Raw genomic sequence first — 13782 nt, 5'->3', positions numbered from 1 at the left:
GATTAGTGGCCTGATTTGTCGCTGCGCCCAAATTTTGAAATAATTCAAGATTACGCCATTGACATTTGTCCGATTCAGTGTGATATTATTTCCCGGTAAAAACTAAACGATTCTCGGAAAGGGTGAAAAATTTTGGCGCAGTCTTGATCTTATCCAAATAAAATGCACGGGCTGCATTTTTTAAGCGCCGAAGATATTCATTTCCTGTCCGAACTCTCTCTTTCTCCTATTCTCTAAACGAAAAACGGAGTCTTTCGGCTTTCTTCGGCATTAAAAATACGTCCTATACTGCGCGCCAATAACAACAGGCGCCGCGGCGCTGTGCCGCGCATTCGCGATCATCCTATCAAAAACAGTGAAGGAGAAATTTTAAATGAAGATGAAAAATATCGTTATGACAGCAATGATTTGTATTCTTACGGCATCGGCCGCAACGGCGGCGCCGCTTGATTCCTTTAAAGGGCAGAAGGGCAAGATAGACATAGCCGGCGGCACGGCGCACATCCCCGTCATGCAGGAAGCGGCAAAACGCATCATGAGCGCAAACCGCGACATCCGCATCACAGTGGCGGGCGGCGGTTCCGGCGTCGGCGTGAAGCAGGTGGGCGAAGGACTGGTCGAAATAGGCAACACGGGGCGCGCCCTTAAGAAGGATGAAATAGAAAAATACGGCCTTAAGACCTTCCCGTTTGCGATAGACGGAGTGGCCGTCGTCATCAACCCGGAAAACAAAGTCGCGGAGCTTTCGTTTGAACAGCTCGGCGATATTTACGCAGGCAAAATAACAAACTGGAAACAGGTTGGCGGCGCGGACGCGGAGATAAACCTGTATGTGCGCGAGGACGGCAGCGGCACGCGCGAGGTCTTCACAGAGAAGGCGATAAACAAGGGCGCCGTCTCCGCCAAGGCAAACGTCGTAAGCTCCAACGGCGCGATGAAGACGGCGGTGGCGAAGGACGCGCGCGCCATCGGCTACGTCGGCATCGGCCATATTGACAAGTCGGTCAAAGCGCCGAAACTTGCCGGAATGACCGCGACGCAGGAAAACGCCGCAAACGGCAAATACACCGTCGTTCGCGACCTCTACATGAACACAAAGGGCGAGCCCTCGGGTCTCACTGCTCTTTTCATTGATTACATCTACTCGCCGGAGGGGCAACAGATAATCAAAGAGAGCAAATATATCCCCCTCAAAAGAAAGTAACTGCGGGAAAAGAGGCGGGGCCGCAACCGCGGCCCCATACCGTAATGAACGATAAAAAACCGCTGTGGCTTTCGGCGTCCGCGCTTTACGTGACGGCGCTGCTTTCCACAGTATTCGTCTTTATAATATTCTGCGCGGCGGAGGGGCTTTTTATGAGCGGCCCCACGCTCTTTTCCTCTGTCTGGGCGCCAGACTCACAGCAGTTCGGTATTCTTCCGATGGTTGCGGCCACCCTTGCGCTTTCTTTTTCCTCGCTCATCATCGGATGGCTTTTGGCGCTCGGCTGTCTTTGCTACATACACGGATTTGGCGGAAAAACGAGCGCGTCGCTGCTTTCGGCGCTGCTGCGCATAATGACCGCCATTCCCACCGTCGTATTTGGCTTCGCCTCCGTCTTCCTGCTGGTGCCGCTCATCCGAGACGCCTTTGGCGGCTCCGGCTTTTCGTGGCTTACGGCAACTCTGGTGCTGTCGCTGCTCATAACGCCTACAATGGCGATCGCTATGGAGGGCGCAGCCGCACAGACGGCGGCGGAAACCTCTCTTACCGCGGCGGCGCTGGGGCTTTCGAAGGCTGAAAATTTCGTCTGGGTGGTGCTGCCCGCATCACGAAAATGGCTGCGAGGCGCCGCTCTTTTGGGCTTCGGGCGTGCGGCGGGAGATACGATGATACCAACGATGCTTGCCGGAAACGCGGTGCAGTACCCCGGCTCGCCTATAGAATCATTCAGGACGCTCACCGCGCACATCGGCCTTGCGCTCTCGTCTGACGTTGGCGGGACGGCCTACTATTCGCTGTTCGTGGCGGGGGGCATTCTGCTTGCGTTAAGCGCGGGCGCAAATCTGCTCCTGCGATCGTTAAGAGGAGACGGCGAAGAATGATAAAGCTGCTAACTAAGATAACTAAAGAAAAAAGAACGCGGTCAACGCTGCGGATAAAATTTTACGCATTGAAAGCGCTTGCCTTTGCAAGCGCCGCCGTAGTCGCCGGAGGCTGCGGGGCGCTCATTTTCTTCATTTTCCAGCAGGGATTTCAGACGCTTGACGTGAGACTTTTCTTCGGCGACACGCCGCCCCTTGAAGCCATTTTTCACGCGGCTCCGGTATGGGAGGGGATATGGCCAGCCTTCGCCGGAACCTTCTGCCTTGTGGCGCTCACAATGCTTATGGCGCTTGTCCCTGGCATCGGATGCGGCCTCTTCCTCGCCCGTTATTCCGAAAGCGGCCTCGCGCGCACACTTTCCTCCGGCATAGAGCTTTTGGCAAGCGTCCCGTCGATCGTGATGGGGCTTTTCGGCTTCGTGCTCATCATAGCGCTGCGCCGAACCATAGCGCCCGACGCCACAACCTCCATCGCGCTCGCCGCCTTCTGCCTCGCGCTGCTCGTCATGCCGGCGCTTGTCGTCACGACGCGCGCCTCGATAGAAAGCCTGCCGCCGATGCTTGAGATCACCGGCGCGTCGCTTGGGTTTTCGCATAACGCGATAATGCTTCGGCTTCTCGTTCCCGCCGCGGCGCGCGGCATCCTGGGCGGCGTCATGCTCGCCATGGGACGCGCCGCAGAGGACACCGCCGTGATCATGCTCACCGGCGTCGTAGTAAATTCAGGGCTTCCCGCGGGGCTTGCCTCAAAGTTTGAGGCTCTGCCCTTTCTCATATACTATACGGCGGCGCAGTACGCAGACGAAAGCGAACTGCTGCGCGGATTCGGCGCGTCGCTGGTTTTATTGATGCTTTCGGCGGCGCTGATGGGCGCCGCGTGGCTTTGCCAGCGCGGCATGGAACGCAGATTCAGGGGGAATTGAGATGGAACTTTGCGCCAAGATAGATGGCCTTTGGGTGGCCTTCAATAAAGAGCCTGCGCTTTGCGGCGTAAGCGCCGATATTCCAAAGGAGGGCGTCACGGTGCTGCTTGGGCGTTCCGGTTCTGGAAAGACGACGCTGCTGCGCTCGCTGAACCGCCTAAACGAAAGCTTTCCCGGATACGAAGGCGGCGGCTCGGTCCAGGTGCGTTTGGGAGGAGCGCTGACAAACGTTTACGGCAGCGACGCACCGGATTTAACGTACATCCGCCGCAGCGCCGGAATGGTCTTTCAGACGCCAAACCCTCTGCCGCTTTCTCTTGCAAAAAACATAACGATGCCGCTGGAGCTGGTGCTGGGCCTTTCGCGCGCGGAGGCGGCGCGCCGCATGGAAAAAAGCCTGCGCGAAGTCGGCCTCTGGGACGAGGTAAAAGACCGTTTGAACCAGCGCGCCGCAAGTTTTTCGGGCGGTCAACAGCAGCGCCTCTGCCTCGCGCGGACGCTTGCGATGGAGCCCGACCTGCTGCTGCTTGACGAGCCGACCGCGTCGCTGGACAGAAAATCAACAGAGCTGATAGAAGAACACCTGATGAAATTAAAAGAACGCATCCCCATGATAATGGTCTCGCACAGCCTGACCCAGGCAAAAAAACTTGGTGAACACTTCATCGTCATGGGCGAAGGCCGAATAATAAAAAAACTTAGCAAAGACGAACTGCCAAAAGAAGAGGGCGAGGCCTTTCTGGAGACGCTGTTGTAGAAAGCGGCCTTAAACGAAGGACGGCGCAAAACCAGCGCGGCGCCGAAATTTTAAACAAAACGGGCGATTTGCCCCATAACAAAGCCGCCCCTTTCCATGGCTCACGGGCGGCTTGCCTCGTTTTTTATATAAACATCACGCCGCCTTTCCGTCACCCCTGCGCAATATAAGAGGCTCCGTCTTGATTTCATCAATTTATTGGAATAGACTGTAGATACGGCGGAATCTTAAAAAATGGCCGCGCGCGGCCAGCGCGCGAAATCTATTTACAAAAAGACAACGGTGAAAGGAGCGGCTTAAATGAATATCAGACTGATATTATTGGCGGCCGTCCTCTTTACGGCGGCCTTCGTGACGCCGGCATTCGCAGGCGCGGACCTCCGCATGGAACGCACCCCAATGCAGCCGGACGGAAGCTCCATTACAATAAAAAACTGCGGCGACGAGCGGGCGCACTGGATACAAAATAAAGAAGGCTTCGTGCTGCTCTATGACGAGGCGACAAAATGGTGGAACTACGCCGGCCTCAAAGATGGCAAGGTCATGTCGCTATGCATTCACGCAAAAGACGGCGTCCGCGCTCCAAAAGGGGCCGTCACCGGCGCGGAATACGCCCGCGCCGCGCTCTGTGCAAAAAAAGAAGCCGCCCCGCAATACGCGCCGGGCGAAGCGCTCGTAGTCCTCAAAAGCGGCGTCTTGGCAGAGCAATATGCGGCGGATAAAAAACGCGCAGAGCGCTCTATGAAAAAAACGGCCAAAACCACCGCCGCCAAAGCTGCAGCGGAGATAATACAGACCTTCACGCCGGTGGCCGACGCCTCCGTGCCCCCGCAAATGCTGATAATGCTCCACCTGCGCTCAAAAACAGACAAACAGACCATGACCTTCATCGAGGAACTGAACAAACTCCCCGAAGTGCTAAGCGCAACCCCAAACGGCATAAGCCGGTTGCACTGATAGCGCACTATAACGCGGGAGCTCCTTTCTTTGAGCGTGGTTGGTTGGTTTTTTCGCAAAATACATAAATTTAACATTAATTTTACGTTCTTTTAACTTTGCGTTTCCTTCGCGGCCTTAAGATAATGGGGTAATGGCTACATTAACGTTGTGCCCCACGCGGGGGAGGATACTCTAATGATAATGAACAACAGGGAGCTGAGCTGGCTGGTTTTCAACGACAGGGTGCTGCAGGAGGCGCAGGACGGCGACGTTCCGCTTATGCAGCGTCTCAGGTTCCTTGGGATTTTTTCAAATAACCAGGACGAATTTGTAAAGGTGCGCGTAGCGAAGCTGATCCGCATGAGCCGCATGAAGGGGCTGCGCGGCGGGCAGGCTGCCAAGATACGCGCCGCGGCCGAGGCGCTGCCGCAGATATACGCGCTGATGGCGAAATCGCAGCAAAAATTTGACGCCGCCTACGACGGCATCTTGGCAGAGATGGCGGAAATAGGGATACGCGTAGTGAACGAGCGGCAGCTGACGGAGGAGCAGGAGAAGTTCTGCGTAGACTATTATTCATCCGTCATCAGTGAGCGCATCGTTCCCGTGTTGATACGCAAGACGACGACGATGCCCTTTCTAAGCGACGGGGGCATCTACCTCGGCGTGAAAATGACTGGGCCAAAGTCAAAAAACAAACGCTTCGCCTTCATACATATACCGGTCAGCAGCGCATGCCCGCGTTTTGTGGAGCTGCCTTCGGCTCCCGGACAGAAAGACATAATCTATATCGACGACATCATACGGCTCTGCCTGCGGGAGATATTCTTTATGTTCAACTGCGAAACCATAACGGCCCACACCTTCCGCGTCGTCAGGGACGCCCAGATAGACTTGGACGACGATATCTCCAAAAGCCTGATGGAAAAGATGGAAGAGGGCATAGAAAACAGATACCGCGGCAATCCCGTGAGGCTCATCTATGACAGACAGATGCCGGAGGATCTGCTTTCGCTGATCGTCTCAAAGCTTTCACTGAAGGGCGGCCCGTCGCTCGACCCGGGCGGCCGCTATCACTTAAAGCACGACCTTATGAAGTTTCCGCGCGTCTGCGACCGGCTTGAAGAAAAGCTGCCCGCTCCGATGCGCCATCCGGCCATCGCGCCGTTCTCCAGCATTCTGAAGGTCATTGCGAAGGGCGACGTGATGCTGCATTTTCCTTATCATACCTTCAACCACCTTATAGATTTTCTGCGGGAGGCCGCCATCGACCCAAAGGTGGAAAGCATCGCGATCACGCTGTACAGGACGGCGGAACATTCCAAGGTGATAAACGCGCTCATTGGCGCGGCGAAGAACGGCAAGTGCGTCACCGTCATCATCGAGCTGCTGGCGCGTTTTGACGAGGGGCAGAACATCGAGTACGCCGACATCCTTCAGCGCGCCGGCGTGCGCGTCATAGACGGCGTGGCCGGGCTTAAGGTGCACTGCAAGCTGATACTGGTCGAACGCCGCGAGCGCGGAGGCCTGAAAGGCTACGCCTATATCGGCACTGGCAATTTCAGCGAATCGACGGCAAAGATATATTCAGATTTCGGCCTGCTTACGACGCGGCGCGAGGTCGTCTCCGAAACGCGCGCGGTGTTTGACTCTATCATCTCGCACACGCCGATGTCCTGCAAAGAGCTTCTGGTCGCGCCCTACAACATGCGCTCACGCTTTGAGGAACTTATTGAAAATGAGATAAAGCTGGCGAAAAAAGGCAAAAACGCCTACATCAAGGCGAAATTCAACAGCCTTACCAACCCGGAAATGATAAATCTACTCTATAAGGCAAGCCGCGCCGGCGTTAAGATCAGCCTTATAGTGCGCGGGGCCTGCTCTCTCCAGCCCGGTGTCGAAGGGCTCAGCGAAAACATCCGGGTGATAAGCATCGTCGACATCTATCTTGAACACGCGCGAATGGTAATTTTCGGCGGCGGCGGCGCGGAAAAAATGTATATCCTGAGCGCCGACTGGATGACGAGGAATTTAAGCCGAAGGATAGAGGTCGGCGTTCCAATCTTCGACCCCGCGATACGCAGGCAGCTGAACAAGGTCTTTGACTTGCAGTGGAGCGACAACGTAAAGGCGCGCGATATGGCGGTCTTCGGGGCAAACGAATATGTAAAGCCCATCGGAGAACAAAAATGCCGCTCCCAACTGGCGCTTCATGAATTTTACAAAAAAACGGCGGAAAAGAGTGATGAAAAATGAGAGATATGAACACAATAGCTGCCATTGACATAGGCAGCAACGCGGTACGCTTCATGATATGCAGCATAGAGCCGACCTGTGACGAAAAAAAATGCCGCAAAGTCGCCTTTATGCGCCTGCCGGTGCGCCTTGGCGAAGACGTCTTCACCGACGGGAAAATAAGCGCGAGAAGGCGGGGCATCCTCTGCGAGGGGATGCAGGGCTTCGCGCACACCATGAAGGCCTTCGGCGTCACAGAGTACCGCGCCTGCGCCACAAGTGCCATGCGCGAGGCGAAAAACGGCACGGAGGTCATGGAGGAGATAAAGCAAAAAAGCGGCATCGAAATAGAGATAATCACCGGACTCGAAGAGGCTGAGATAATATACGCCGCGGGCGAGGCCTGCGCCGGAAGCGAGGCGTGGAAGAACTCCCTCCGCGTAGACGTAGGCGGCGGCAGTACGGAGGTGGTCGTATACGCGGACGGCCATGTCGCCGAATCGCGTTCCTTCCGGCTCGGCACTGTGCGAATACTGAACAACGCCGTAAAAGACGAAGACCACGACCTCTTCAAGGCTGAGATGAAAAAAATCGGCGAAAAATACAGCGGACTTACGATAATAGGCTCAGGCGGCAACATAAACAAGGCGCAGAAGCTGCTCAACAAACGCGAAGGACAGCCGATAGACCGTATCGAGCTTAAAATGCTCTATGACACATTGAAAAAAATGAGCTTTGAGGAGAGGATACGAAATTTCAAGCTGAACCCCTACCGCGCAGACGTCATCGTACCGGCGCTGAAAATATTCCTCAGTATCAGCAAACTCTGCCTGGCGCCTACGATAATAGTGCCGCAGGTGGGGCTTGCCGACGGCATCATCTCGATGCTGCGCGCAAAGAAAAACGAAGCGGCCGCCGCCAACAAAAAGGCCCATAAGCACCAGCATCAGCCGGAGGCCCAGCCTTCAGCCGTCCTCCCAGCCATCGAAACGCCAGAAACCGCTCAGGCGGCGGAGATAACTGAAACCGCAGAAAAGGCTGCGCCCGCAAAATAAAGGCCGGAGCCGTGCAAAGCGCGCCTGAAACCAACCTGCGCAGCCAATTAAAAGGAGAGGCCATGAGAGCCTCTCCTTTTAACTTTTATGATCTTTTGCCGCTTTATGCGGTTCTCTGCGAAGGCTGCGTTACGCCGCCTCTTCGTCTGCCTTTTTCCCCGCGGACTTGCGCTCTTTGCGAGCCACGCGTTCGGGATCAAGGAAATCCGTCTCAAATTCCCTGACCTTTTTAAAGATGACAGGCGAGAGCAGCGTCAGCGCGATAACGTTGACATAGACAGGTATCGCGGACTGGATGTCAAGAACCATCCAGGCTACGGCCGGCACGGTGCCGTGCGCAAAGAAGAACATCGTGGCGCCAAGGCCGAAGAGCGGGCCTGTAAACGTAATGAATTTAACGATCTTCATACGGACGGCGGCTGGTTTGTCGCGGGTCAGATATCCTACAAGAGCTTCAAGATAGGAGTACCAGCCCGTTGAAGTTGTAAGCGAGAAGACGAAGATGAAGATGGCCAAAGTAATTCCGCCGATGGGCCCGAACACCTGACTGAGCGCCTTTCCAACGGAACCCGCGCCGCCCTCTCCCGTCTGCCATACGCCCGTTATGACGACGATCAAACCGGTGATCGTGCAGACGATTATCGTATCGACGAACACTTCAAAGGCGCCCCACATCCCCTGACGCGCAGGATGGTCGACGTCGGCCGCGGCGTGGATGATGGGAGAACTTCCCCAGCCGGCCTCATTGCTGTAAACGCTTCTTGCGACGCCGACCTGCAGGGTCATCATGATGCTGGCTCCGGCAAATCCGCCGATCGCGGCCGCCGGTTTGAACGCATAGTAGAAAATCTGTTTAAACGCCTCGACCGTAGCTGGGATATCACTCAGGAAAATAAAGATCGCTACGCCAAAATAGGCTATGACCATAAAGGGCACGGCGCTTTCGGCAAACTTGACTATACGCTTTATGCCGCCGAGAATTATGGTGAACTGTAATATTACATAGATGAAAGAGAAAACGATCGCGCCCATGGGGGAAAGGTTGAATCCGGCCTGAATAGATTCAGCTACGACATACGGTCCGGGCGTGAAGTAGAAGGCGCATAGCATCGCCGTTGTAAAAATGAGGGAAAGGACTTTGCACCATTTCCAGCCCTTTTCTTCGACAAGCCCCTTCTGGATATAGTAGGCCGCGCTTCCGCGGGGAATGCCGGTGTTGTCCGTCTGTCTATAGGTCTGGGTGAGGACGATCTCGCTCATCTTCGTCGCCATGCCGACAAAAGCGCACATCCACATCCAGAATATGGCGCCGGGGCCGCCTAACGCGATGGCGCTTGCGACTCCCGCAATGTTTCCGTTGCCCACCGTGCTCCCAAGAGCCGTAGCAAAGGCGCCGAAGGACGAAACCTTGCTGTCGCCATTTTTCCTTGCGCCGTCATTTTTAACAAACAGTGTCCCGACCGTGTTGCGCATAATATCCCCAAAACGGCGAAACTGGAAGAAGCGAAGGCCTATTGTAAGATATAGCCCCAGCACAAGGAACATTACAGCAAAATACTTATTCCATAATATTGTCCATGCTACATATTCAAGCACATGTTGGACTTGATCCCCGATATTCATATAAAAATACACCCCCTGATTATTTGTCGAACAAATGGCGCAAAAACAAATAACACTGTGAAACCAACTGAGCGAGGAGCGGGCGTGGTAAGCCGGCTCCCTGTAAAACGAGTCGGACATGTGGGAAGAGGTTGAAACTCAAAAACCGGAGCTGAGGAAAGTGGCGTGGTCTTTTATTTGCGGTCTTTGGATAGTGGAATCAATAAGATTTGTTCTTTTAGAAGCCAGTCACACAGTGAAAGGCTTCCATTTTTTTATTTCTGTGCAGGGCTCGGGCCGGCTACTTCGCCGGCTTTCTTTGAGAGCCCTGCACAGAGTGTTTTATCTATTTTTTAAAGCTTCTGCGTGCGTAAGGCGCTATTTGTTGTCCCAGAGCTTTGCGTTCTTTTCGATCTCGACCTTCTCTTTATAGAACATGCCGAGCTTGCGCTGCTCTTCCAGCACCCAGTCATAGAACGCGTCGTCCTTTGCGAGCTGTTCGCAGTTGAGGATGCCTTTGCCCGTAAGTTTGCCGTCGACCATCGCGCGCGCGAAGATGGCGCATGTCGTCGCCGTCGTCCATGCCATTGACGTGTAGCCAGTCTCCGGTATCTCTCTCTGCGCGATTTCAAATGTATATGTGATGCGGTCGTTGCCCTTAAGGCCCTTTGTGACTATCCTCAAGATGGACATGTCAGCTTCGCCGGGCTGTCTCTGGTATTTCTTGCCAAAAATATCCATCAGGATGTCGCGGGGAACCTGATCGACCTTGCCGAGCCTGCGCTCTTCTTCGTCAAAGAGGTCAAGGTCGTTGAGGAAACGCATCTGGTCCGCAATTCCGGGCCAGCGGACTGTATAGGCTGCCATTTCAGGCACGTCTTTGAAGCAGCGGAAGAGTCCGCCAAGTCCGTCGCTGGTGAAGCACTCAAGGTTCTTGTATTCCTCTATCTCAAAGGGCATGACCTCGCTGAGAGCCGGGATGCGCTGTGTTTCACCGCCGCGCACAACCATTGCGGGCTGGTTGAACTGGTTGATGTTGTCATAAAGCGACCAGGTTGTGAAATAGTTGAAGGGCGGGCGCGGTTTGATGGGAAGTCCGCCGCCGACATAGAGGTACATCTCCTCGCAGGTATCCAGCTTGGAATACCCGCGGCCGGCGAAGAAGCTGCTCATTCCGGGTTCAAAGCCGACCATGGAGATACCGAGGCCGCCTGTGGCGAGGCCGATTTCATGGTAAGCTGCATCAGAACGGCCGTTCATAGCGGAAACGCTGGCTATTTTTCTTCCAAGTTCTATAGCGAGTTTGGTGACTTTATAACCTATGGTCCCGGGCATTGCGGCTGTGATGATATCGCAGTCCTCAGATACCTTGCCGACAAAATCCTTATCGAGAGCAGAACCCTTCACTACTTCAACAGAAGGATAAAGCCTTTTGACCTCTTCCAAATTCTCGTCGCTCATATCGAGCACGCGAACATCGAAATAAGGAAGCAAGTTGTGAACTACGCAACGACCTACCATACCTGCGCCAATATGAAGTGCCTTTTTCTTTGCTGCCATGTTACTACCTCCTCACAAATTTTTTCCAATAGCATCCGCTATTAAAAAATGCCTCTAGTTGCTACCTGTAGTACCTGTACTTCATGCTCTACATGAAAACATAATACACATCCTTATTTTGCTTGTCAAGTGTTTTCAATAATCTTGAAAATATAGATAATCGGATAAAAATATTACGAGCTGGAGAGAGGCTTTCAGCGCGGCACCGCACGGGCAAAGAGGCGGCCGCTCTTTTGCGAGGCGCGGCGTCTTTAAAATAGTTGAATGGAATATGTAGGAGGCATAAAAGAAAAGATGGGCATTTCACGCGGAAACGCCCAGAAATAAAAACTATAGGCTTTGCTGAGTCAAGGCTGCTGTAAAGCGGACCTCTATTGCTCCTGCGACCAGGGATATATATCCTGCTTTATTAACTTGACGCAGAGCTCTTCATCTCTGGACTCAAGCGCCTTCACAATCTCTTTGTGCTGGTTGAGAGTCGGGTTCGTGTCAAATTTAAACAAAGAATCGTCAAAGAAGAGCAGCTGCGTGACAACTTTGGCAAGCACCTGTTCCAGCAGCTCCAAAAGCGTTTTGCTTCCTGACGCTTCTGCGATGACCAAATGGAAATTGTTGTTTGCGGCGATATAGGCGTCGACGTCATGCTCTTCGGCCGCTTTTTGTTCAAGGAGGATCTGTTCCTGCAGCTTGTAGATATAAACGGGGGTAATGAGCTGGACGGCCTTCTTGATGGCAAGCTCCTCCAGTACACGCCGCATCATGCTGGTATCGGTGACCTCTTCCTGCGTCGGCGAAACAAGGTGCGCTCCCCAACGAGGTATTATGTTTACAAGCCCGTCATTTGCCAAGCGCCGCAGCGCCTCGCGCACCGGAGTCCTGCTTACGTTAAATTCCTTTGCGATGGCCGTTTCGGCCAGTCTTTGGCCCTTTTGCAGCTCTTTACAAATGATTTTCTTCCGTATCTCCGAGTAGATACTATCTACCGCGGTGGAGCCCATTGCTTGATAATCTGTACTCAAAAGCCAATTCACCGCCTTAGAAAAGAGTATGTACTCCACCCGCCGAGGCCTTTGTGGTTGAGCCAGGGTCATCTCACGTACACCTCATATTATCTGGTAATTAGCCTAGGTGTCAAGAAATAAAAAGAGACGCCATGTTGACAACGATAAAAAAAGGGTATATAACAATCATGTGCTACATGAAGAACATGTCCTACAAGAACCATGGGCCGGAAATAGTATAGTAGGAGGAATGAAAAGTGTATGAATTGTTCGAAAAAAGAAATGTAAAATCGAAGCAGCTTTTTGACAGGGCGATGAAGGTTTTTGTCGAAGGCGCTAATTCTCCTTCCCGCGGGATAGCTACGTGTAAGCCCTATCCGATTTATATTCAGGACGGCAAGGGTGGAACGGTGGTTGACGCAGACGGGAACTCATATATAGATTTGATGCTTGGCTTCAGCGCCAACATCATGGGACACGGGCATCCTAAAATCGTGGAGGCTGTAACGCGGGCAATTCAAGGCGGGTCGCACTTTGCCGCCTGCACAGAAATCGAAGTAAAATGCGGCGAGAAGTTCCTCAGCATGATCAAAAACGCGGACAAGGTCCGTTTTGGCAATACCGGCACGGAAGCTGTCATGATGGCGGTAAGGCTTGCGCGCGCGGTAACGGGAAAGAAAAAGATCCTCAAGTTTGAGGGACAGTATCATGGCTGGTATGACGGCCTTCTGGCAAATTGCCACACGCGTCCGGTAGATACCATGGGGGCGAAAATGGATCCCGTGAAGATGGTCGAAGGTTCAGGGATACCGCAGGAGCACATCGAAAATCTTGTGATATGCCCCTGGAACGATCTCGAGGTCCTTGAGAAAACGGTTAAAACGCACAGGCACGAGCTTGCCGCGATAATCACAGAGCCGATAATGGCAAACGTTGGTGTCATTCTTCCGAAGAAGGGTTATCTTGAAGGGCTTCAGAGGATAGCGAAGGAAAACGACGTACTCTTCATTTTGGACGAAGTTGTAACCGGGTTCCGCTACGGTAACGGCTGTTATCAGGATATGGCCGGTTTAAACCCTGACATTTCCACGTTCGGAAAGGCCTTGGGCGCGGGACTGCCAGTTTCGGCCATTGCGGGAAGAGAAGAATATATGCAGGAGATGCAGTGGGGCAAGGCGCTTAGCTACGGCACCTTTAACTCGGCGAGGCTGCCTATGGAAGTCTCCTATGTGAACATGACGGAAATGACGAAAGACGACTGCGCCGGATACAAACATATCCGCGAACTTGGAGAAACGCTCATAAATGGATCAAGGCAGATAATCAAGGATCTAAATATTCCTGTTATCGTGCAGGGCTGCGGGCCAATGCTTCAGTATTACTTTACTGAAAAAGAGGCTATAAACGACGTCAGAGATTACGCCGCCTTTGCGGATAAGGAAAAATACCAGGTATTTGCAAATAAACTCCTTTGCCGCGGACTCTATGTCACGTCGTCGAACGGTCTGCACCACTGCCCCTGCCTGCAGCATACAAAGGAAGAATTTACTGAGGTTCTCAATATAGTTGAGGATACCTTCAAGGAAATGAAGTCGGAAGGGCATTTCTAGCCTCACGGCTTTACA

General features: G+C 53.3%; 11 protein-coding genes. 8 read left to right on the top strand and 3 right to left on the bottom strand.

Annotated features, from left to right (window positions below; translation table 11 throughout):
• The first annotated feature begins 373 nt into the window (after nucleotides 1-373).
• From RRY12_02915 to RRY12_02885, 7 genes are all read left to right on the top strand, one after another.
• A complete protein-coding gene (locus RRY12_02915; GenBank protein ID MEG2183606.1) occupies nucleotides 374-1204 on the top strand; it encodes a phosphate ABC transporter substrate-binding protein in 831 nt (276 codons plus the stop codon).
• Between the two features lie 44 nt (nucleotides 1205-1248).
• On the top strand, nucleotides 1249-2085 hold the full coding sequence (locus RRY12_02910; protein ID MEG2183605.1) for an ABC transporter permease subunit: 837 nt from the start codon (nucleotides 1249-1251) through the stop codon (nucleotides 2083-2085).
• Complete coding sequence (locus tag RRY12_02905) at nucleotides 2082-3008, top strand: ABC transporter permease subunit (protein MEG2183604.1); 927 nt, start codon at nucleotides 2082-2084, stop codon at nucleotides 3006-3008. The genes RRY12_02910 and RRY12_02905 overlap by 4 nt, the downstream gene beginning before the upstream one ends.
• A 1-nt stretch (nucleotide 3009) precedes the next feature.
• Nucleotides 3010-3765 (top strand): phosphate ABC transporter ATP-binding protein, encoded by a 756-nt coding sequence (locus tag RRY12_02900; protein MEG2183603.1) that lies wholly within the window; start codon nucleotides 3010-3012, stop codon nucleotides 3763-3765.
• A gap of 300 nt (nucleotides 3766-4065) precedes the next feature.
• Complete coding sequence (locus RRY12_02895) at nucleotides 4066-4722, top strand: hypothetical protein (protein ID MEG2183602.1); 657 nt, start codon at nucleotides 4066-4068, stop codon at nucleotides 4720-4722.
• 177 nt (nucleotides 4723-4899) lie between these two features.
• Nucleotides 4900-6960 (top strand): polyphosphate kinase 1, encoded by a 2061-nt coding sequence (ppk1, locus tag RRY12_02890; GenBank protein MEG2183601.1) that lies wholly within the window; start codon nucleotides 4900-4902, stop codon nucleotides 6958-6960.
• Entirely contained in the window at nucleotides 6957-7994 is a 1038-nt protein-coding gene (locus RRY12_02885) for a hypothetical protein (protein MEG2183600.1), read from the top strand. The genes ppk1 and RRY12_02885 overlap by 4 nt, the downstream gene beginning before the upstream one ends.
• Before the next feature lie 129 nt (nucleotides 7995-8123).
• On the opposite strand, the gene RRY12_02880 is transcribed toward RRY12_02885, so the two are convergent.
• The 3 genes from RRY12_02880 to RRY12_02870 all read right to left on the bottom strand — a co-directional run bounded on the left by RRY12_02880 (nucleotide 8124) and on the right by RRY12_02870 (nucleotide 12175).
• Nucleotides 8124-9617 (bottom strand): amino acid carrier protein, encoded by a 1494-nt coding sequence (locus RRY12_02880; GenBank protein ID MEG2183599.1) that lies wholly within the window; start codon nucleotides 9615-9617, stop codon nucleotides 8124-8126.
• A gap of 357 nt (nucleotides 9618-9974) precedes the next feature.
• Entirely contained in the window at nucleotides 9975-11156 is a 1182-nt protein-coding gene (locus RRY12_02875; protein ID MEG2183598.1) for a saccharopine dehydrogenase C-terminal domain-containing protein, read from the bottom strand.
• Between the two features lie 371 nt (nucleotides 11157-11527).
• Nucleotides 11528-12175, bottom strand: a complete 648-nt coding sequence (locus tag RRY12_02870) for a GntR family transcriptional regulator (protein ID MEG2183597.1) — start codon at nucleotides 12173-12175, stop codon at nucleotides 11528-11530.
• Nucleotides 12176-12414: 239 nt separating this feature from the next.
• Here RRY12_02870 and RRY12_02865 point away from each other — a divergent pair, with 239 nt between their 5' ends.
• Nucleotides 12415-13767: an aspartate aminotransferase family protein gene (locus RRY12_02865; GenBank protein MEG2183596.1), complete on the top strand. Its 1353-nt coding sequence runs from the start codon at nucleotides 12415-12417 to the stop codon at nucleotides 13765-13767.
• Nucleotides 13768-13782: the final 15 nt, after the last annotated feature.

It is taken from the genome of Cloacibacillus sp. (assembly GCA_036655895.1).
Classification (GTDB): Bacteria; Synergistota; Synergistia; order Synergistales; family Synergistaceae; genus JAVVPF01.
This window is presented reverse-complemented; position numbering and strand designations above follow the sequence as displayed.